The organism is Alistipes sp. AM16-43 (assembly GCF_003435745.1).
In the GTDB taxonomy this organism is placed as follows: domain Bacteria; phylum Bacteroidota; class Bacteroidia; order Bacteroidales; family Rikenellaceae; genus Alistipes; species Alistipes onderdonkii.
The window spans coordinates 259,191-279,823 of sequence record NZ_QTUQ01000001.1 but is presented as its reverse complement, the minus strand read 5'-3'; the positions used below and the strand labels follow the sequence as shown (position 1 = coordinate 279,823).

Annotated in this window: 20 protein-coding genes and 1 pseudogene; 13 read left to right on the top strand and 8 right to left on the bottom strand. The window is 56.1% G+C overall.

Going from position 1 to position 20,633, the window contains the following annotated elements; all coding sequences use genetic code 11:
- Nucleotides 1-35: 35 nt before the first annotated feature.
- Nucleotides 36-1,379 carry a toxin-antitoxin system YwqK family antitoxin gene (locus DW189_RS01140; protein WP_117506582.1) on the bottom strand — a complete coding sequence of 448 codons (1,344 nt, stop codon included), beginning with the start codon at nucleotides 1,377-1,379 and terminating at the stop codon, nucleotides 36-38.
- Between the two features lie 308 nt (nucleotides 1,380-1,687).
- Between DW189_RS01140 and DW189_RS01135 the strand changes: the two genes are divergently transcribed.
- The 7 genes from DW189_RS01135 (at nucleotide 1,688) to DW189_RS14340 (ending at nucleotide 5,504) form a co-directional block, all read left to right on the top strand.
- Nucleotides 1,688-1,900, top strand: coding sequence for a 4Fe-4S binding protein (locus DW189_RS01135; protein WP_117506581.1), 213 nt, complete (start codon nucleotides 1,688-1,690; stop codon nucleotides 1,898-1,900).
- A complete protein-coding gene (locus tag DW189_RS01130; RefSeq protein ID WP_022332303.1) occupies nucleotides 1,897-2,265 on the top strand; it encodes a hypothetical protein in 369 nt (122 codons plus the stop codon). Before DW189_RS01135 ends, DW189_RS01130 begins: the two co-directional genes overlap by 4 nt.
- An 11-nt stretch (nucleotides 2,266-2,276) precedes the next feature.
- Complete coding sequence (locus tag DW189_RS14345) at nucleotides 2,277-2,450, top strand: hypothetical protein (RefSeq protein ID WP_022332302.1); 174 nt, start codon at nucleotides 2,277-2,279, stop codon at nucleotides 2,448-2,450.
- 20 nt (nucleotides 2,451-2,470) lie between these two features.
- Nucleotides 2,471-2,884 (top strand): hypothetical protein, encoded by a 414-nt coding sequence (locus tag DW189_RS01125; protein WP_147326486.1) that lies wholly within the window; start codon nucleotides 2,471-2,473, stop codon nucleotides 2,882-2,884.
- A gap of 139 nt (nucleotides 2,885-3,023) precedes the next feature.
- Complete coding sequence (locus tag DW189_RS01120) at nucleotides 3,024-3,845, top strand: hypothetical protein (RefSeq protein ID WP_117506579.1); 822 nt, start codon at nucleotides 3,024-3,026, stop codon at nucleotides 3,843-3,845.
- Nucleotides 3,846-3,852: 7 nt separating this feature from the next.
- The gene (locus DW189_RS01115) at nucleotides 3,853-4,851 is read left to right on the top strand and encodes an XAC2610-related protein (protein ID WP_141417521.1); all 999 of its coding nucleotides are present in this window, start codon (nucleotides 3,853-3,855) and stop codon (nucleotides 4,849-4,851) included.
- The gene (locus tag DW189_RS14340) at nucleotides 4,848-5,504 is read left to right on the top strand and encodes a hypothetical protein (protein WP_022332298.1); all 657 of its coding nucleotides are present in this window, start codon (nucleotides 4,848-4,850) and stop codon (nucleotides 5,502-5,504) included. The genes DW189_RS01115 and DW189_RS14340 overlap by 4 nt, the downstream gene beginning before the upstream one ends.
- Before the next feature lie 79 nt (nucleotides 5,505-5,583).
- On the opposite strand, the pseudogene DW189_RS01105 reads toward DW189_RS14340, so the two are convergent.
- Nucleotides 5,584-6,020, bottom strand: a pseudogene (locus DW189_RS01105) (Arm DNA-binding domain-containing protein); the annotation flags it as partial.
- 477 nt (nucleotides 6,021-6,497) lie between these two features.
- Between DW189_RS01105 and der the strand changes: the two are divergent.
- Nucleotides 6,498-7,802 (top strand): ribosome biogenesis GTPase Der, encoded by a 1,305-nt coding sequence (gene der, locus DW189_RS01100; protein WP_117506576.1) that lies wholly within the window; start codon nucleotides 6,498-6,500, stop codon nucleotides 7,800-7,802.
- A gap of 245 nt (nucleotides 7,803-8,047) precedes the next feature.
- On the opposite strand, the gene DW189_RS01095 is transcribed toward der, so the two are convergent.
- On the bottom strand, nucleotides 8,048-8,641 hold the full coding sequence (locus DW189_RS01095) for a DUF417 family protein (RefSeq protein WP_117506575.1): 594 nt from the start codon (nucleotides 8,639-8,641) through the stop codon (nucleotides 8,048-8,050).
- 87 nt (nucleotides 8,642-8,728) lie between these two features.
- Nucleotides 8,729-9,562, bottom strand: a complete 834-nt coding sequence (locus DW189_RS01090) for a helix-turn-helix domain-containing protein (protein WP_117506574.1) — start codon at nucleotides 9,560-9,562, stop codon at nucleotides 8,729-8,731.
- A 238-nt stretch (nucleotides 9,563-9,800) separates the two neighbouring features.
- Here DW189_RS01090 and DW189_RS01085 point away from each other — a divergent pair, with 238 nt between their 5' ends.
- Nucleotides 9,801-11,300: a catalase gene (locus DW189_RS01085; RefSeq protein ID WP_117506573.1), complete on the top strand. Its 1,500-nt coding sequence runs from the start codon at nucleotides 9,801-9,803 to the stop codon at nucleotides 11,298-11,300.
- A 253-nt stretch (nucleotides 11,301-11,553) separates the two neighbouring features.
- Here the strand turns inward: DW189_RS01085 and DW189_RS01080 are convergent, their stop codons facing one another.
- From DW189_RS01080 to DW189_RS01070, 3 genes are read right to left on the bottom strand one after another with little or no spacing between them, the layout of a single operon-like run.
- Entirely contained in the window at nucleotides 11,554-13,047 is a 1,494-nt protein-coding gene (locus tag DW189_RS01080) for a DEAD/DEAH box helicase (RefSeq protein WP_117506572.1), read from the bottom strand.
- A gap of 24 nt (nucleotides 13,048-13,071) precedes the next feature.
- Nucleotides 13,072-14,448, bottom strand: coding sequence for a tRNA (N6-isopentenyl adenosine(37)-C2)-methylthiotransferase MiaB (gene miaB, locus DW189_RS01075; protein ID WP_390613183.1), 1,377 nt, complete (start codon nucleotides 14,446-14,448; stop codon nucleotides 13,072-13,074).
- On the bottom strand, nucleotides 14,445-15,434 hold the full coding sequence (locus DW189_RS01070; RefSeq protein WP_117506571.1) for a YitT family protein: 990 nt from the start codon (nucleotides 15,432-15,434) through the stop codon (nucleotides 14,445-14,447). Before DW189_RS01070 ends, miaB begins: the two co-directional genes overlap by 4 nt.
- A 141-nt stretch (nucleotides 15,435-15,575) precedes the next feature.
- Here DW189_RS01070 and plsY point away from each other — a divergent pair, with 141 nt between their 5' ends.
- The 4 genes from plsY to DW189_RS01050 all read left to right on the top strand — a co-directional run bounded on the left by plsY (nucleotide 15,576) and on the right by DW189_RS01050 (nucleotide 20,083).
- Nucleotides 15,576-16,280 carry a glycerol-3-phosphate 1-O-acyltransferase PlsY gene (plsY, locus tag DW189_RS01065; protein WP_018695323.1) on the top strand — a complete coding sequence of 235 codons (705 nt, stop codon included), beginning with the start codon at nucleotides 15,576-15,578 and terminating at the stop codon, nucleotides 16,278-16,280.
- Nucleotides 16,281-16,406: 126 nt separating this feature from the next.
- Nucleotides 16,407-18,107, top strand: coding sequence for an AMP-binding protein (locus DW189_RS01060; RefSeq protein ID WP_117506570.1), 1,701 nt, complete (start codon nucleotides 16,407-16,409; stop codon nucleotides 18,105-18,107).
- 169 nt (nucleotides 18,108-18,276) lie between these two features.
- A complete protein-coding gene (locus DW189_RS01055) occupies nucleotides 18,277-19,347 on the top strand; it encodes a sensor histidine kinase (protein ID WP_117506569.1) in 1,071 nt (356 codons plus the stop codon).
- A complete protein-coding gene (locus tag DW189_RS01050) occupies nucleotides 19,340-20,083 on the top strand; it encodes a LytR/AlgR family response regulator transcription factor (RefSeq protein ID WP_117506568.1) in 744 nt (247 codons plus the stop codon). The genes DW189_RS01055 and DW189_RS01050 overlap by 8 nt, the downstream gene beginning before the upstream one ends.
- On the opposite strand, the gene DW189_RS01045 is transcribed toward DW189_RS01050, so the two are convergent.
- Complete coding sequence (locus DW189_RS01045) at nucleotides 20,078-20,530, bottom strand: type I restriction enzyme HsdR N-terminal domain-containing protein (protein WP_055203175.1); 453 nt, start codon at nucleotides 20,528-20,530, stop codon at nucleotides 20,078-20,080. The two genes, DW189_RS01050 and DW189_RS01045, sit on opposite strands and share 6 nt — an antisense overlap.
- Nucleotides 20,531-20,633 lie beyond the last annotated feature (103 nt).

Genomic DNA, 20,633 nt, shown 5'->3' with positions numbered 1-20,633 from the left:
TTTTTATGCACCTTAACCAGGGAGGGCAATAAATATCATTTGATGAGTTCCCCGTTTTTATCGTAATTATTTTCGATAAATCCGCCGTCGTCTGTCCATTCGGAGGTGGAACTCAGCGAGCCGTCGGAACGATACGTTTCACGGTAAACCAGCTTGTCGTTCTTGTAGCGCCCCTTGTAATACCATCCGTCGCTGTCATGCGTTTCATAGGGTCCTTCTTTTCTGTCATCACGATAGGTATACACCGAAAGGAGTTTTCCGTGGCTGTCATAGCGTTTTACAGCGCCTTCGAGTTTGCCTTCGACATACTCCTCCTCCATTCTGAGTCTCCCGTCCTCATCGTACCAACGGGCCGTACCATAGCGTTCGTCGTCGAGATAGTCGCAGCAATATTCGATATTTCCATGCGGCCGGAACGCCGTCGAATCGGCATGGTAGGTCGTATATCGGCCTTGGGTCTCTCCTCCGGCATAGAAACCCTCGCTTCTCAGCTGTCCGTTGGGGTGATATGTTTTCACGGCGCCGTCGAGCTTTCCGTCGATGTAAGTCGCAGTCTTGGCAACGGTCAGTCTGCCGTCTATGGTGTAATATTCGCAATACCCGCCGTCGCATACCCCTTCTTTGACCTGTGTCGTAAAGAGATTCGGGAAAAAGGCCTTTCTTACAATTCCGGTCTTTTCGAGTTTGCCCGTAAAGGGCCTGCGATCCGCGATCGTGCAGATAAGCCCGGCGGAGTCGCAATAGTAGAGGTATTTTTCGGAGCTGAGCAGTTCGCCCTTTTCGTAGATCCGCCTGTCGTCCAGCCTGCCGTCTTGGCGGTAGTAGCTCCACGTACCGTCGGGAATCCCCGTCAGTTTCCGGTCGTGGCCTTTTTCACGGCCTTTGGCCATCATCTTGCCATCAGGGTAGAAGAACTCGCAAGGGCCGTCCGGTTCCCCATGCCGGTAAGTTTCGACAGACCAGACCGTGCCGTCGGAACGGTATTCAGTAATCTTACCGTGCCTTCGGAACCTGAGTTTTTTCCCGGTTTCGCAAACATTACCGTCCGCATCGTATTCCGTGTAGGAATGGGGCACATGATCCCGGATGTAGTTCTGGCCGAAAAAGATCGCCTGCAAGATTATGGCTACCGTTACCGGCGCAAGAAGGCCGATCCACCACGCACGGAAGTATACCTGTGCCAGGACGATAGAGAGAATGAACCAGACGATGCATACGAAGATGCTTGAGTAGATAAACGTAAAACCCCTGGCCATGCCCGCACCGGCCGGGTCAGTTCCGGCACTGAAATTTATAAGCCGGACAATCAGCGCAACGGCTCCTACCAACAACGGATAGACTGCCGCGGTCACAAAGAAGAAGAGGAGTTTCATTTTCATTTTAGGTCGGGGTAAAGATTTTTTTTACGGGTTTTCCGGGGACACTGTCCCGGCATATAAAGATAAATTAAAAATTACCTCCGGTTGTTATCCATTCGGATCAATTAGTTATTATTCGTCATTATTTTACGCTTTTTCCGCAAACCGGATCGGAGGCATACACATTCCCGGAAAACGTATGCAGCACTCCTTGCGGGCCGCTGCTTTCTATGCACTTTCCCCGAACACTCCGGAAAATTCGCAAACTTTACGCAGGATTTAAAATATCCGGGCTGCCGGATCCTCTGCATAAGTAGAACGCAGCGGCAATGACAGCACAAAAACGAAAGACCGTACTTTACACCTTCGACTGCTCCGGATGCGGTTACTGCACCGAAGTCTGCGACAGCGGGATCCTCAAGCTGGTCGACAACGGCACATGCCGCTTCGTCAACGTCGCAGACGCTTCGCGCTGCACGGAATGCGGACGGTGCGAACGGCGATGCCCGAACAATGCGATTTTACTTAAACCAATAGCATGAAAGAAAAACTAAAAATTGCAGGATACGCCCAGAGAGGCGTGGTTCCGCTCGCCCTGGGCGTCGCCGTGACCATGTGGCTGTGGAATGCGCTGATTCCCGAGATCGTGGGCTGGAAAGCCATCAACCACGGGCAATCGCTGGGCCTGCTGGTACTGCTGCGGCTGCTCTTCGGGCATTTCGGATACTTCGGCCGCGGAGGTTTCGGCCGTCCGCACATGTCGCGCCGGGAGCACCGCCGCCTGCACGAGGCTATGAGGGGCATGTCGCACAGCGAAAAGCGGGAGTTCATCCGCCGCCGGATGCGGGAATTATGCGAACGGTGCCGCCGACACACGGCAGGCGGAGAAAACACGCACCCATTTTAAAATCTGAACCGATGTATAGTAATGAACAGGCAAAGAATGTGACCTTCCGCACGGACGAGCGCATGACCTACGGTGCAATGAACTACGACGGCGCGGAGCTGATGGAGCAACTGTTGGCGCAGAAAGTATCGCTTGCTCAACAACCGGCCGTACAAACGCCTATTCTTCCCAAAGAGACACCATGAACGAAGATACACAACAGAATATGGAACTGACCGCACAGGAGGAGGCTTTCTGCGACCTCTATGTCCACGGAGGAATGGAGTTCGCAGGGCAGATCCTCAAATGCTACCGTAAGATCTTCGGCGGCACCGCATCGATGCGGGATTCGGCACAGGCCCGCAGCCTGCTGCTCCAGCCCCGCGTGATGGCCCGCGTCAAGGAGATGATCTCAACGGAACAGTACGAGATGGAGACGGCCGCCGTGAAGCTCCAGATCGCCGAGACCCTCAAAGCCGTGATGGCCGAGGCGGCGACACAGAACTACATAGACCGCTTCGGGGCGCCTCTCTCCCCGGCGTCCGTCGTTGCCGGCGGGCTTCCTGTCCGCGGCGGTGCGGTGCGCAATTCGAAAGACGCCGTCGACAAATGGATCCGGGGCCTCGGGCTGGGCATATGATGAAAAAAGGCTTTTGCCGCCGCCTGACCTCCCATTTTCGTTTCCTGCAGCTCTGATTTGTGTTCAAAAAGTTGGAAAATGTTTGCTGTTTGTCCGAAAAAATCCATATATTGGGCATATAAACACTAAACATGCAAACATGTTCTTACGCTCCATTTTATCCGTCGCGGCACTGTTGTGCCTCGTCACGCCCGCCGTGTTGCGCGGCGCGGCGTATGCCGATTACGATCAAACAATATCCGAACCGCTGGAAATACGGATCAACGACAGCCTCAGCATCCGGATAAGATCGATCTCCAAAGAGGAATATGAAACCCGGAAACAGGCGGCTGAACACTTGCGGCATAAACCTTACCGGAAAATCGAGGATCTTGCCAAAGTGCAGAAAATCCTCGGCCGGAGACTGAAGGTTATCCCCAAAGATTATGGGGGCCGTATTGTCAACGAGTTTGAAATCACTTTCGACGACGGAACCAAGGAGCACAAGGAGTACTTGGATTTGGAATTCGTCTTTTACGCCTACTATCCGGAGCTCAGGATATTGTGTTTCGATTCTGACGGCGGTTACAGTAAGGTCGACTTCAACACCAATTCGGAAGAGTGGAACGGAAATATAAGTCCCGATGAGTGGTCCGTTTCGCCCGACAAACAATTGCGGATCAATGCCGATGGTCCCGACTGTATAGCGAGAGAGGGCTACAGCTATTTTTTAGAGAAATGGAACAAGGAAAAGAGACGGTACGAGCATATCGGCGATTTGTTTTATACCGATAAGATGCTCTGGTCGTGGACGGACGACGGCGACGGTTTAAATTTCGAACGTGTACAACATGTGATTCTGTGCTGGTACTACGGTACGGACTGGTCGTGGACGGACAATAATACGGTATTGTATACATGCCCCGATTCCTACACGGAAGGAGGCCGTCTCTACGGTGAAATGGAGATTATCGTAAAATAACGATCCTATGAAAAAAACAGCACTTCTATTGAGCCTGTTGATTTCCCTGTTCCTGCCCGGACTGCAGGCGCAGGAGAATTCCGCGATGCCGCGCTTCACGGAGTTTCGTACTCCCGAAGAGTTCGATAGCGGCGGGTGGCAAAACAAAATTATTGATGAAGCACAAATCGATTCCCGCATACTGCAACTGGTAACATCCAAGGATACAGTCGATTACTACAATCGATGGATATGTGTTCAGGTGCTCGATAAAACCACGCGCCGGCTCCTGCAGGAAATCGACCTGGCAGCAGACGAAGAAGGGGGTGTGGGAGACATGCTTTGTGTCGATGACTACAATTTCGACGGCTACGACGATTTTTCCATGTTGGAAGGGGTATATGCGAGTGGGAATACATCGAGTGTTTATTTTCTGTTCGATCCCGGAACCGGCACTTTTTTCCTGAGTAATATCGGCGGAACCAACCTGGAATTTAACGACGTTTCCAAAACGATCACTTCGACGAACTATTGCTGCGCCGGAAGTAGAAAGATGGAGCAAATCTACAAACTGGTGGATAACCGGGCGGTGCTTATCGAACAGCACTGCCTGACCTGGGTAGAGGTAGAAGAAAAGGGCACGTATTTGGAGGACGAAGATGGATATCCGGTCTTCGAAGAAGAGGATTGCTATCCCGACAGCTATATCGATGTGGAATTGGAATCCGTCGGATCGAAAGATACCTGCCGGCTGAGGCTTGCGATTTACGATGAAGATATGGCAGGCGGTTTTGTTCAGTATAAAGATCAGAAGGAGCGGATACCCCTGTATCTGAATCATTCTCAAACCGTAGAGCCAGGCAGCGGCGGCGGTCCCGATACACGCCGCCTGTTCTATAACGAAATGCGTCAGGGCGTTGCCGACGGGGAGTATGTGGTGACGCTCCGGTATCCAGACGTTATCGAGGTATATTATCTGCGCGGGAAAGAGGAACGGGAATTCATGTTGAAAAAAACAACGGAATGAAAAGAACTGCGGTCTTATTGAGTGTGTTGCTGTCTTTGCTTTTCTCTGCGCTGCACGCGCAGAGAACAAAGTGCCTGCGCATAACGAAGAAGGCGCTGGATATAGGGGTTTACGATTACGGAAAGGTCAAAAAATCTCCGTATAAAGTTTACTACGGGAAGCAGGCCGAGGACAAATTCACCGAAGTGCTGATGAAAAGCGAGCGGCTTATGAATTCGGGTAAATTCGGTCAGTATCGGACACCTGACGATTTTGTTACGGACGATGTTGTGGCTTACGAATATTGTCCTGAACTGAACTATGTGATGACCACGGGCGGGCATGGCTATGCCTTTGCGTATGATTTGGAAACTTTGGAAGAGATCTTCGTCAATCCCTCTACTTTTGTCTATTCTCCGTCGGGTTGCTATCGCTTTGGAACATTTGACGTCGAAGCAGGAACGGAGATTTATTTGGAGGTAAAGCAGGGTGATAAATGGGTTTCACATCTTAGAGGAGTCTGCCCGACCATGATAGAGGGCGTTTACTGGTTCGACGATCAGACGATACATTATCTGAAAAAAAAAGAAAGCCCCTCTGGCACAAGCTACTGGATCGGATATTCGATGAAATTCTCTTTTGAAAATGAACCGGAAGAATCCATCCGGCCATGACGCAGGCGGCTGCCCCGCATGCCGCGGCGGCAGGTCGCGGGCCGGATTGATCGCATAGCCCGCCGGACTGATTTCCGGCAAACTCCGTGAGGTGGTTATACACGGTGCAGTATTTCCAATAGCTGCGCAGGCTTTTGAGCTTGCCCACCTGCTTTTCGTAATCTTCGTTATGCTGCCGGAATACCGCCAGCAGCGTTTCATGGTTCATACCCAATCCCAGATAGGCGTTACGCACTTTCTCGGCGGTTACATAGTTATCCCGGTCGGCGATCTTCCGGTAGGCCTGATTGATACCCACACGGATTTTATCCAGCATCCGGTTGTCCTCCTGCGCCACCACGCTGCGACCGGCCCGCGGCCGAACTCCACGCTCCATGATTTCTCCTCCACGTCCAGCTTGCAACTGCACTGTGCGATTTTACCGTTTACCGTAATCCGGCACATCACCGAAGCAAGCCCGTTCTTTTTCGTGGCGTTGCGTTTCAGATAGAATAAAACTTTAAATGTCGATCTCATAACTCTACAATTTTTTAGGGTTCAACCTCCGATCACAGATGGAGCAGAATATGCTTGCATACTATGCCCTGCAAGGAGGAGGTCGCCGCCGTTTCTTTGGCGGCAAAAATATTTCTTGCAGAGCTGTTTATCGATACGCAAAAACACAGCGAATCAGTGTAATAGCATTCGGAAACCGACTTTTTTCGAGGTGTGCTGCCCATAATCCGAAAATCCTACTACATTTGCAGTCGCAATCCTCCGAATCAGGCTTGTAATTCAGCGTTTTGAAAGCCTCCCAAAATCTCCGCCGCCGTTTTGAAAAGAGTAACGGGATAGTAACGTAACTCCGGTTTCATTTGGCTTTTTGGCGGTTTCGCCTGGCTTTGTCTTTGCAATACGTTTTCCTCTAAACCCCTTATTTACAACCTTCCTGCGCTCATCTGCTCAATCTCTCATTTTTTATTCTTATCTTTGCAGCGGAAAAAGAAATAAAGTATGAGTCTCGTAGCAATCGTGGGCCGTCCGAATGTCGGCAAAAGCACCCTCTTCAACCGTCTGGTAGGCCAGCGAAAGGCCATCGTCGATGCCACGGCCGGAACCACCCGCGACCGCCATTACGGTAAGACCGACTGGAACGGCCGGGAATTTTCCGTGATAGACACGGGCGGCTACACCGTCAATTCGGAAGATATCTTCGAGGACGAAATCCGCCGCCAGGTATTGCTGGCGATCGACGAAGCCGACGTGATCCTCTTCCTGGTCGAAGTCAAGACCGGCATCACCGACCTCGACATGCTGATGGCCGATCTCCTGCGCCGCACATCGAAAAAGGTGATCCTCGTCTGCAACAAGGTCGACAACAACGACCAGATATACTCTTCGCACGAGTTCTATGCCCTGGGGCTGGGCGATCCCTACTGCATCAGTTCGATGAGCGGCAGCGGCACGGGCGACCTGATGGATGCCATCCTCGCGGCGCTGCCCGCCGAGGCCGTGGCCGAAGAGGAGGAGAACCTGCCGCACATCACCATCGTGGGGCGTCCGAACGTCGGCAAATCGTCGATGACCAACGCCCTGCTGGGCGAGGAGCGCAATATCGTGACCTCGATCGCCGGCACCACGCGCGACTCGATCCACACCCGCTACAACAAATTCGGGATGGACTTCTACCTCGTGGACACGGCGGGTATGCGCAAGAAGGGCAAGGCGATGGAAGACCTCGAATTTTACTCGGTGATGCGTTCGATCCGCGCCATCGAAAATTCCGACGTCTGCATCCTGATGCTCGACGCACAGCAGGGGCTCGAATCGCAAGACCTCAACATCCACAACCTGATCGTCCGCAACCGCAAGGGTTGCGTGATCGTGGTCAACAAATGGGATCTGGTCGAGAAGGACAACAATACGATGAAGGAGTGGACGGAGTTCCTGAAGAAGAAACTCGCACCGTTCAACGATATTCCGATCATCTTCACCTCGGTTTTGAGCAAACAACGCATTTTCGACGTACTCCAGACGGCTATCCGGGTCTACGAGTCGCGCAAACGCCGCATCTCGACCTCGGCGCTCAACGATTTCCTGCTGCCGCTGATCGAAAATTACCCGCCCCCCGTGACCAAAGGCAAATACATCAAGATCAAATATGTAACCCAGTTGCCGACGCCGACGCCGCAGTTCGCGTTCTTCGTCAATCTGCCGCAGTACATCAAGGAGCCTTACCGCCGCTTCCTCGAAAACAACATCCGCGACCACTGGGATTTCTCCGGTGTACCGATGCAGATCTACTTCCGGCAGAAATAAGGATGGGCTGCGGCATCGCCCGGTCTCGTCACCAGAGAAATCCGGCCTCGACATTCCCCCTAAATCCCCCTTTGGCAAAGGGGGACTTTTACAAACCGGGATGCCGATGCAAATCTACTTCCGGCAGAAATAAGGATGGGCTACGGCATCGCCCGGTCTCGTCACCGGAGGAATCCGGCCTCGCTCCTGCCATTCGCACAAAACAAAAAGGGACGACATGCAGTGTCGTCCCTTTTTACACTCCGTTACGCCTCCCGCCGTCGCGCCAATAGCTTACGCGCCGTATCGGAGAGCAGCACCACGGCACCGGCAAGGATCGCAGTATCCTTTATCACCAGCCGCCCGGCGCCCGAAAGCAACGGAAACCCGAATTCCCCGCTGCCCAGATCCGGCACCCAGACTTCGGGCGTAGTCACCAGGAACGACAGTGTTCCGAGGGTCATAATCACTGCCAGCACCTCCCCCGCCAGGCCGATGCGGGCCGAGAAGAACCCGAGGAAGGTCAGGATGCCGATCCCCATGATCAGCAACCCCAACCCGTGGGAAAAGCCATAGGTGTTGTTCTGCTCGTGCCACGCATGTTTTTCAGCGTCGTATTCGCCCTCCTTGAGTTTATAATCCCTGTACTCGGGTGCTTTTTCGTTGTAAAAGAAACTCATGAAGGGGCTGTTCGCCACGAAGGGCACGATGCCTTCGGCTTCGTAATTCCGGAATTTAAGTCCACCGATCCAGACAAAAATGATAAGGATAGCCACCCGGATCATCCCCAGGCCGAGCCGTTGCGCATTGGCCGCAATTTTCAGAAAGCCGTAAAACAGGCAGGAAAGTCTTTGCATCATATTCGTTTTTCGTTAATTGTCCGATGATGCAAAGGTCTGGATTCCGGATCAGACATACGATGGCAGGAATGCCGGAAATGTTGGAAATTATTCCCGTTTTTCGCGCTGCCGGAACTCGGTGATGCTCTCGCCGTTCATTTTGGCGAAGAAACGGCTGAAAGCCGCGGTATCCTCATAGCCCAGCAGGTAGGCAATCTCCTTGGCGCTTTTCGTAGTATAGAGCAGCAGGCGGCGCGCCTCGGCATTGACCCGGTCGTGGATAATGTTCAGCGGCGAGGGCTGTCCGCACGAGGCGAAAAGGTTTGCGAGCGTCTTGGGCGACCGGTGGAGCAGCCCGGCATAGTCCTGCACCCGTTTTTTCGTCCGGAAATGCTTGTCGACCAGCACATAGTAGCGGCGCACCGTGTCGAAGAGTTTTTCACGGTCGGCACCGACGGAGAAGTGCTCGCGCGCAACACGCGTACATATAATGATGAACCGCTTGAGCTGCATGCGGAGCATCTCTTCGCGCAGGCCGTCGACCACCCCATATTCGGCCCGCAGATCGTCCACCACCCGTTGCAGGGCGGCCGTGCGCACTTCGGAGAGTTCGAGCCGCAGCACTTCGGAACTGCCGTTGAAAAGCAGCCCGCTGCACGACACCTCGCCGTCATGGCCGAAGATGCAGTAGAAATTGCTGTCGAAAGCAAGGATCAGGTATTCGCCCTCGGCGCGCGTCACGTCGAGGGTATGGAGCGGCGTCAGGGGCAGCAGCATCCCAGCCCGGAGCTCCATGGGAATATGGTCGACTTCGAGCCAAAGGCATCCACGCCTTACCCAGACGAATTTATAGAGCCCGGGGCTGCGATGCAGCGCGGCATCGCGGTAGTCGCTGCACAGGACGAGGTTGCCTTTCAGGGGCGTGCTGAATGTCAGATCCATGGTTCGAAGGTTTAGGTTCGGGGAAACAATCGCAAGCGGTATCTCAAAGATAATGCACAAAAATAAAAATACCCGCATTTCGGGCCGAAAAATCGCATCCGCCTTCGGAGGCAGTCGGGGCACGGTTTTCGACCTGTATAACTTCAGGTTATACCATCATCAGAATTACCGATTTGCAAATCCGTCAAACATAACTTATATTTATAAAAAATTCCAAACCGCATAATCAGAAAACCCCATGGACAAAAAGAAACAGCTTACCGCAGAGAACGGCCGGCCGATCGCCGACAACCAGAACATCCAGACCGCAGGCGTCCGCGGCCCCGTGACGCTGCAAGACCCGTGGTTCCTCGAGAAACTCGCGCATTTCGACCGCGAAGTAATCCCCGAGCGGCGCATGCACGCCAAAGGCTCGGGCGCATTCGGCACCTTCACGGTGACGCAGGACATCACCCAATATACGCGTGCGTCGATCTTCGCCCGGGTCGGCAAGAAAACCGAATGCTTCGTGCGCTTCTCGACCGTCGCCGGCGAGCGCGGCGCTGCCGATGCCGAGCGCGACATCCGCGGCTTCGCCATGAAGTTCTACACCGATGCGGGCAACTGGGATCTCGTGGGCAACAACACCCCCGTATTCTTCCTGCGCGACCCGCTGAAATTCCCCGACCTGAACCATGCCGTGAAGCGCGACCCGCGCACCAACCTGCGTTCGGCCAACAACAACTGGGATTTCTGGACGCTGCTGCCCGAAGCGCTGCACCAGGTGACGATCACCATGTCACCGCGGGGCATTCCGGCATCGTACCGCCACATGCATGGATTCGGAAGCCACACATACAGTTTCTATGACAAGGACAACAAGCGCACGTGGGTGAAGTTCCACCTCACGACCCAGCAAGGCATCAAAAACCTGACGGACGCCGAAGCCGAAGCCCTTGTGGGCAAAGACCGCGAGTCGCACCAGAGAGATCTCTACGAGTCCATCGAACGCGGCGATTTCCCGCGCTGGACGATGTACGTGCAGCTAATGACCGAGGAAGAGGCGCGCAACTACAAGCTCAACCCGTTCGACCTGACGAAGGTGTGGTACCACAAGGATTTCCCGCTGCACGAGGTGGGCGTGCTGGAATTGAACCGCAATCCCGAGAATTACTATGCCGATGTCGAGCAGGCGGCGTTCAACCCGATGAACATCGTCGAAGGCATCGGCTTCTCGCCCGACAAGATGTTGCAGGGGCGCCTGTTCTCCTACGGCGACGCACAGCGCTACCGCCTGGGCGTGAACCACACGGAAATCCCCGTGAATAGGCCCCGCTGCCCGTTCCACGCCTTCCACCGCGACGGGCAAATGCGCACCGACGGCAACTACGGATCGGCAAAGGGTTACGAACCCAACAGCTACGGCGAATGGCAGGACAACCCCGCCCTCAAAGAGCCGCCCCTGGCCGTGAACGGCGACGTTTACAACTACGACGAGCGCGAACTGGACAGCGACTATTTCACGCAGCCCGGCCTGCTGTGGCGCGTGATGTCGGCAGAAGACCGGAAAGCCACCTGCGAAAATACGGCGCGCGCCATGGGCGATGCCGAGCTGTTCATCAAACAGCGCCACACGCGCCACTGCTACTATGCCGACCCGGCATATGGCAAGGGAGTGGCCGAGGCGCTGGGCATCTCGCTCGAAGAGGCCCTCAGGGCCGAAGACCCGGCGCATCCTTCGTGGGATCCGCGTAAATGATCGGCGGGATTCCTCGCAGGCAATCCGCGCAGCCCGCTCCGGCAAACCGATTCGCACCCCACCGCCGGCCACGGCAGGCCGATGTCTGAAAACGGCAGGCGGAAAAACTGCCGGACAATAACGGCAAGGCCGGGCTTTCAGAAAGCCCGGCCTTGCATTTTACCCATGCAGGGATATTTACGGCTGCTGCCGGTTAGGGAAACCTTCAGCCCGTCAACCAGCATGCCGTCTTTCCCTGTGTAGCCCACACGGGCTACTCCCGGGGCACGCTACCGCCCGGCTGCGGGGTTTCGCCGCCCTGAGGCTTATCGCCGCGGCGACGGTTCCTGCCCCCGCGATGGCGATGTTTGCGGTCACGCGTCCCACGATTGCCTTCGCCGCGCCCGGAGGCGTGGTCGTTATCGGCAGGTGCCGCCTGAGGGACTGCGATCCCGGGATTTTCGGCAGCCGCCGTACCCCGTTCCCGGTCGTTGCGGCGTTCGCGCCCTGCGCGTTCGCCCTTGTCTGCGCGTCCGCGCCCACGGCTTCCGCCGTTCGAACCGCCGCGGCCACGGCCTCCGCCACGGCCACCGCGCCCACGGCCGTTATTGACGGCGGGATTGTATACGGGGCCCGCGCCCACGCTGGCCGGCAATTCGGCCTTGCGGATATCTTTCTCGATGAACTTCTCGATCGCGTGGAACTTGCCCTGCTCGTCCTCGCTGACGAACGTCACGGCGCTGCCCGTAGCCGCGGCGCGCGCCGTACGGCCGATACGGTGGATGTAATCCTCAGGGTCGTGCGGCACGTCGTAATTGATGACCAGCCCGATATCCTCGATGTCGATGCCGCGTGCCACGATGTCCGTAGCCACCAGGATCGACACCTTGTTGTTCTTGAAGTCGAGCATCACCTCCTCGCGCTGCGCCTGTTCCAGGTCGGAGTGCATGGCGGCCACATTGAGTTTCATGCGCTTGAGCGTGTGCGCCAGCTCCTTGACCTTGAGCTTCGACGACGAGAAGATGATCGTCTTCGAATCGGTCGGCTCGGCAAACATCTCGCGGATGATGCCCAGCTTCTGGTTCTCGTAGCAGACATAGGCCGACTGGTCGATCGCCTCGTTGGGTTTCGAAATGGCGATGTTCACCTCGGCGGGATTGCGCAGGATCGTCCTGGCCATCTCGCGTATCTTCGGGGGCAGCGTCGCCGAGAACATGATCGTCTGCCGATCCTTGGGCATATAGGAGACGATCTTCATGATGTCCTCGCTGAAACCCATGTCGAGCATACGGTCGGCCTCGTCGAGGATCAGGCATTCGACGTGCGAAAGGTCGATGCCGCTGTTCTGGATGTGCGAGATCATGCGCCCGGGGGTAGCGATCACCACGTCCGAACCCATCAGCATACCGCGCTTCTGCACATCCCAGCCCTTGCCGTCGCCACCACCGTATACGACCGTGGTCGACACGGGCAGGTAGTACGAAAATCCCTGGAACTGCTGGTCGATCTGCTGCGCCAGCTCGCGCGTCGGCACGATGATCACCGACTTTATCACATTGTCTTCGTTGCCTTCGATCAACAGCCTGTTGAGCAGCGGCAGCGTGTAGGCCGCCGTCTTGCCGGTTCCGGTCTGGGCGCAACCGATGATGTCGCGGCCCTCCAGGATCACCGGGATGGTGTGTTCCTGAACAGGAGTCATCTCCTGGAAATTCATATCGTCGAGTCCGTCGAGGATCTCATCCTCCAAATCGAGTTCGTCAAATCGCATCTTACGTTTCAGTTTATTATATCCTTAAATGATTTCTTCTCCGAACAGCGTCGCCGGGGTGCACCCCGTAATGCGCACGCGCACATAGTCGCCGACGTCGTGCCGGCCGCGGTCGAAGACCACGACCTTGTTCTGCGACGTCCGGCCCGAGAGCTGCTTTTCGTCGCGCTTCGAGCGCCCCTCGACCAGCACTTCGAACTCGCGCCCCACGTCGCGCAGGTTGCTCGCATGCCCCAGTTCGTTTTGCAGGGCGATGATCTCCGAAAGCCGCCGCGACTTCACCTCGTCGGGCACGTCGTCCGGCAGGTGCTCGTGCGCGAAAGTCCCGGGACGCTCCGAGTATTTGAACATGTAGGCGAACTCGTACCCCACCTCGCGCATGAGCGAAAGCGTCGCTTCGTGCTCCTTCTCGGTCTCGCCCGAGAAGCCGGCGATCAGGTCGGTCGTGACGGCGCAATCGGGCAGGTAACGGCGGATGGCGGCGACGCGGCCGAGATACCATTCGCGGGTGTATTTGCGGTTCATACGTTCGAGCATCGACGTGGCACCCGACTGCGCAGGCAGGTGGATGGCACGGCAGATATTGGGCATCGAGGCCATGACCTCCAGCAGGCGGTCGCTCATGTCCTTGGGGTGCGACGTGGCGAAGCGCACGCGCAGCAGGGGCGAGATCGACGCCACGAGGCGCATCAGTTCGGGAAAGTCCACCTCGCCGGCCTTGTACGAATTGACGTTCTGCCCCAGCAGCGTCACTTCGCGGTATCCGTTCCCGAAGAGCGAGCGGGCCTCCGCAACGATCGTTTGCGGGTCGCGGCTCCGTTCGCGGCCGCGGGTGTAGGGCACCACACAGTAGGAACAGAAATTATTGCATCCGCGCATGATGGCCACATAGGCGCTCACGCCGTTGCGGTCGAGCCGCACGGGGGCGATCTCGGCATAGGTCTCCTCCGTGGAGAGCAGGACGTTCACCCCCTTGCCGCCCGCCTCGGCCTCGCGCACCAGGCGCGGCAGGTCGCGGTAGGCATCCGGCCCGGCCACGACGTCGACGCCGTAAGGGCCCTCGACCAATTTCTCCTTGAGGCGTTCGGCCATGCAGCCGATGATGCCCACGACGAGCCCCGGTTTGGCCCGGCGGTAGCGTTTCATCTCGGCCAGACGCCCCCAGATACGCTGCTCGGCATTGTCGCGGATCGAGCAGGTGTTGATCAGGATGACATCGGCCAGGCCGATATCCTCGGTGTAGACGTATCCCTCCCGCTGCATCAGGGCAACCACGACTTCCGTGTCGCCGACATTCATCTGGCAGCCGTAGGTTTCGACGAAAAGTTTGCGTCCGGCGCCCGACAGGGGGCGCAATGTATTCGTATTGAGTTTAAATTCCACGTTCCAAATTTCCGTTATTCCGCATGTATCTCGTTCTTGTCGGGGAACTGTTTGAACCCTTCGCCGAACGTCTCGTAGGCATCGGTCACGACTACGAACGCCGCCGGGTCGATCTCTTTGATCTTATGTTGCACGAGGTGCACCTCCTTGCGGCTCACGACCAGGAAGATCATGTCCCGCGAAGCGTCCGTATACATCCCCTTCGACTTGATGTAGGTCGCACTGCGGTCGAGGTCTTCGATGATGAAGCGTTTGAGCGCCTGATGGTGGTCGCTGATGATGAAGAGCAGCTTGTCGTACGACGCACCGTTGAGCAGGTAGGCGATCACACGCGAGGTGATATAAATCGTGATGAGCGAATAGAGCGTCAGCATCCAGCCGTTCGAGGCGGCTTCGCCCGTCCCCAGCCCGAAGCCGATGACGGCCAGGCCGGACAGCACGACGAAACCGTCGGCCAGGAAGATGCCCGACGAGAACTTGATACCCGCGAATTTCTGCAACAGCATCGCCACGATGTCGGTGCCGCCCGTGGTCGCCTGCTGGCGCACGACGATGCCCTGCCCCACGCCGATGACGACGGCGCCGATGACGCACGTCAGCAGCAAGTCGTTCGACAGGTCGAGCCGCCCGCCCAGCAACAGCGACGGGTCGAGGCTCTCGACCGCCGCGGCGTCGGGGTAGACCAGCCGTGTGAGCACGTTCATAAAGCCGGGCGTATAGAGCGCGGCCAGCACCGTACGCGTTCCGAACTGCCCGCCGAAAACCAGCATCGCAACGAGCATCAGCGGCACGTCGAACATATAGCCGAACGTACCCACCTGGATCGACGGAAAAATGTTGTGCAGCACGATACCCATACCGTACACGCCTCCCGGCACGAAATTGTAAGGGTTCACAAACAGCACGAAGCCGGCACCCATGACCGAACACCCGAAAAAGATCAGGAACCACGAGCGCCACCACGCCCACGAGCCCATAGGTTCCAGTAATGCTTTCGTATTCATACCCTGTTATACATTTAAAGTATGCAAAGATACGATATTCCCCCGAATCCGCCAGCAGAACGGCGCGGATTTTTCACGCAGGGCTTCCGTTTCCGGATTTTTTAATTATATTTGCATTACACAAACCCTTGGAAAACCGTTATGATCCTCACATATTACACCGCTACCACCATGATTATCATCGCCTATCTGCTGGGCTCGATTCCGAGCGCCGTGTGGATCGGCAAGAAATATTACGGCATCGACATCCGCGAATACGGCAGCAAGAACGCCGGCACGACCAACATGCTGCGCGTGCTGGGCAGGCGGGCCGCACTGCCCGTATTCGGACTCGATTTCCTGAAGGGTTTCGTGGCAGTGACGATCATCGACCTGATGAAATACGACAGCGTATTCGCCGACGGGGCCAATGAAAACTGGTTCTACATCCTGCGTTTCATCGCCGTGTTCGCCGCCGTGGTGGGACACATCTTCCCGATCTTCGCCAATTTCCGGGGCGGCAAGGGCGTAGCGACGCTCGTCGGGGCCATCATGGGCGTCAACGCCCCGCTCGTACTGCTCTGCTTCGGCGTATGGTTCCTGGTGCTGATGGTCACCCACTACGTGTCGCTGGCCTCGATGGTCGCAGGCTGTTCCTTCCCGATCTTTACGCTCATATCGCCGAAGGTCAACCACCTGGTGCCGTTCGTGGTTTTTTCGTTCATCATCGCCATCCTGCTGATTTACACCCACCGCAAGAACATCGAGCGGCTGAAGGCCGGCACCGAATCGAAGATATACATCTGGAAACCCCGGCATGTAAAAGTCGACCCGGAAGAAGCCAAGGACAAGGGAGCAAACAAATAAGGCTCCGGAAGCTGCCCCACAGGACTTTTTGGAGCAAAAAGTAAGCACAATAGGATAAAAAATGCGGGTTCCCTGCTGGAAAATCGTTTTTTTGTCTATCTTTGCACCGGACATTAGGACGCAATCATGTTAGAGGAAAACCTGATAAAAATATACGAGACGAGTTTCCGCGAGAACCGTGAAATGCCGGCACTGACCGACTATTTCAAGGGCGAAACCTTCTCGTATTACGAGATGGCCAAGGAGATCGCCAAGCTGCACCTCCTGTTCAAAAAGGCCGGCGTAAAGAAGGGCGACAAGATAGCGCTGATCGGGCGCAACAATCCCCGGTGGTGCATCACCTACATCGCCACGATCTCCTACGGCGCCGTAATCGTCCCGATATTGCAGGATTTCGCTCCGGCCGACATCATCCACATCATCAACCACTCGGAGAGCAAGCTGCTCTTTCTGGGCGACAACTTTTGGGACATCATCGAAGAAGACCAGATACGCCAGATCGAGGCCGTGTTTTCGCTCACCGATTTCCACGCCATCTACGAACGCAACGGCAAGGCGCTCACCAAGTTCCAGCGCGATATCCTGAAAAACTACCGTTCGAAATATCCGCGCGGGTTCAGCGTAAACGACATCAAGTACCCCGAGATCCCCAACGACGAGGTCATCCTGCTCAACTACACGTCGGGCACCACGGGCTATTCGAAGGGAGTGATGCTCACGGTGAACAACCTCACGGGCAACGTAAGTTTCGCCCGCGGCATGGTCAACACGCAGACCGGCACCCACTATTTCCGCAAGGGCGGACGCACGCTGTCGTTCCTGCCGCTGGCCCACGCCTACGGCTGCGCCTTCGACTTCCTCTCGCCGCTGGCCGTCGGGGGGCACGTCACCCTGCTGGGTAAGATCCCGGCCGCAAAGATCCTGCTGGAAGCCATGTCCGTGGTCAAACCGACGATCATCTGCTGCGTACCGATGATCCTCGAAAAGGTCTACCGCAAGCAGGTGATGCCGATGCTCGAAAAAGGCCCGATGTCGATCGCCGTCAAGATCCCGCTGCTCAACACGGCCATCTACTCGGTGATCCGCAAAAAACTGCTGGATGCCTTCGGCGGCAACGTCGACATATTCATCGTCGGCGGCGCCCCGATGAACCTGGAGACCGAGTCGTTCCTGATGAAGATCAAATTCCCGATCACCATCGGTTACGGCATGACCGAATGCGCGCCGCTCATCAGTTTCACGCCCGACAACGAATTCAAGGCGGGCTCCTGCGGCCGCTACCTGAAAGGGCTGCTCGACGTCCGGATCGACTCCCCCGACCCGGAACACGTGGCCGGCGAAATCGTCGTGCGCGGCGAGCATGTGATGAAAGGCTACTACAAGAACGAAAAAGATACGGAGAAGGTACTCGAACCCGACGGCTGGCTCCACACGGGCGACATGGGCACGATGGATCCGGACGGGACGCTCTACATCCGCGGACGCTCGAAGACGATGATCCTCTCCGGAAGCGGGCAAAACATCTATCCCGAGGAGATCGAGGACAAGCTCAACAACATGTACCTCGTACTCGAATCCCTGATACTCGACTCGGGCAACGGCAAGCTCAAAGCGATGGTCGTCCCCGACTACGAACAGGCCGAGGCGGAAGGCGTGGACAAGAACGACCTGCCGCAGATCATGCAGAACAACCTCACGGAGCTGAACTCGCTCCTGGCGGCATACGAACGGGTGTCGGAAATAATAATTTATCCGACGGAGTTCGAAAAGACACCAAAACGGAGTATCAAACGTTATTTATACAGTCCGTCGCTACTGAACAAATAAAAACACACATAAAGGCTCAGCAGGTAACCACTTGGATTCTCTATCCCAAATTCTTCATAGTCACTGAATCCATTCCAACAATGAGGCGTCACTAATAGTTCGGTTACCTGCTTTTTTTACGAAAGCTACCCGGGAGCACCGGGTAACTTTTTTTTATTATCTTTACGGCATGAAAATGACCCGCAAACAAACCGTCGGAGAAAACCTGCTCTACGTAATGGTGTGGGCAGCCATCATCCTGGTGCCGGTGCTCAATTCGCAGATGATGTCGGAACTGCACATCAGTTTCGAAAACGTACTCATCGCATGGCGGCAGATAGCCCCCTATTTCATCATCTTCATCATCCATAATTCCGTCCTCGCCCCGCGGCTCATGCTGCGCCGCAAGTACAAAACATACCTGCTCTGCGACCTTGCACTCATCATCGCCGTATTCTGGCTGGTGAACATATACGAAGAACACCTCACCGACCGCTTCCTCCCCCACGGCGACCCCGAAGCGTTCGACGCCTACCGGAAAGCTTCGTTCTCGAACCTGGAAATGTACTGGAACGTCGTGCTGGGGTTCTTCATGACGGGGGCCAACACGGGTATCAAGCTCATCTACCAGTCGATGCGCGACGAACAGCAGATGGAGGAACTCAAACGCCAGAACCTGGAAGCCGAAATGGACTATCTGAAATACCAGATAAACCCCCATTTCTTCATGAACACGCTCAACAACATCCACGCCCTGATAGACATCGACACCGAATACGCCAAGAGCGCCGTGATCGAGCTTTCGAAGATGATGCGCTACGTGCTCTATGAATCGGGACACGAGATCATCTCCCTGAACAGGGACATCCAGTTCGTACAGAATTACATCGGGCTGATGCGCATCCGCTACACCGACGCCGTGGACATTCGCGTGGAATACCCGCACGACCTGCCGCCCCAGATTTCCATCCCGCCGCTGTTGCTGATCGTTTTCGTGGAAAACGCCTTCAAGCATGGCGTGAGTTACAGCAAGCCGTCGTTCATCCACCTGCGGATCGACTACGCCGACGGCAAGGTCGTCAGCACCATCGGCAACAGCCTCCACAGCCCGCAGGCGGAGAAGCACAACGCCGGAATCGGGCTGGAGAACGTCCGCAAACGCCTCTCGCTGATCTACGGCCCGAAAAATTATTCGCTCGATATCGAAGAGACCAAAGAGACCTATACCGTAAAACTCGTAATACCTACCCTCAATGCTTAAATGTATCGCCATAGACGATGAACCGCTGGCCCTGCGCCAACTGACAAGCTACATCGAGAAAATCCCGTACCTGGAACTTACTGCGACGTGCAACAACGCGCTCGAAGCCCAGCAGTTACTGGCTTCGCAGCATGTAGACCTGATATTCGTCGACATCAACATGCCCGACCTGAGCGGCGTGGAGTTCGTCCGCTCGCTGGTCGACAGGCCGATGGTGATTTTCACGACGGCCTACTCGGAATACGCTGTCGAAGGGTTCAAGCTCGACGCCGTGGATTACCTGCTCAAACCCTTCAGCTTTGCCGACTTCAGCCGCTCGGCGGGGAAAGCCAATTCGCTCTACGAACTGCGCCACAACCAGCGTGCTGGGGAACCCGAGGCCACTCCCGAAGCACTGCCAAAAGACAAGGAATACATCTCCGTGAAAGCGGATTACAAGGTTTCGCTGGTCAAGATCAGCAACATCGTGTACCTGGAAAGCGAAGGGGAGTACGTGCGGATGCACCTCGACGACGGCACGACGATCACCACGCTTTTCCGGCTCAAGAACATGGAGGCGGCGCTCCCGTCGGATATGTTCATGCGCGTGCACCGTTCCTACATCGTCAACCTGCGTTGCATCAAAGGCTATGTCCGCGGCCGCGTGTTCCTGAGCGATACGGCATACGTCCCCATCGGTGAAAACTACAAGGAGAGTTTCCAGCACTACATCGATTCGAATTTCAAGAATTTATAGGGCCGAGAAATCGGGGAACCCCGACAACTGGACGTACTTGCCGTCGCGGTACTCGCAGCAGTAGTGCCGCAGGCCGTTGGTCAGGATCACGAACCGCGCCCCCAGCACCGAATTGTAGCGCACAGCCTGCGCCAGGGTTCGCTCGCCGATCCGGATTTCCGGCGCTTTGCATTCGGCCAGCACCAGCGGCTCGGCACGGTCGCCGACCACCACCACGTCGGCCCGCTGCGGCTGCCCGTTGACCGGCACGGCATATTCCTGCACGACGCGCTTGGGCAGCACCCCGCAGTGCGAAACGAGGTAAGCGATCAGGTGGCGCCGCACCCACTCTTCGGGGGTCAGCACGAGGTAAATACCCCGCAGGTCATCCCACACCTCGACCTGTCCCTCGCGGCGGCGGGCACGCAGCCGGATGGCAGGAAAATTGAGTTTGGGGAGCGCAGACATCTTAGTTCCGGAAAATTTACTATCTTTACGTGCACAAATATACGAACATTTTCGATACGCCGGGCCGCACGGGGCACTCGTTTGGCCGGGCGTAAGGGAATGG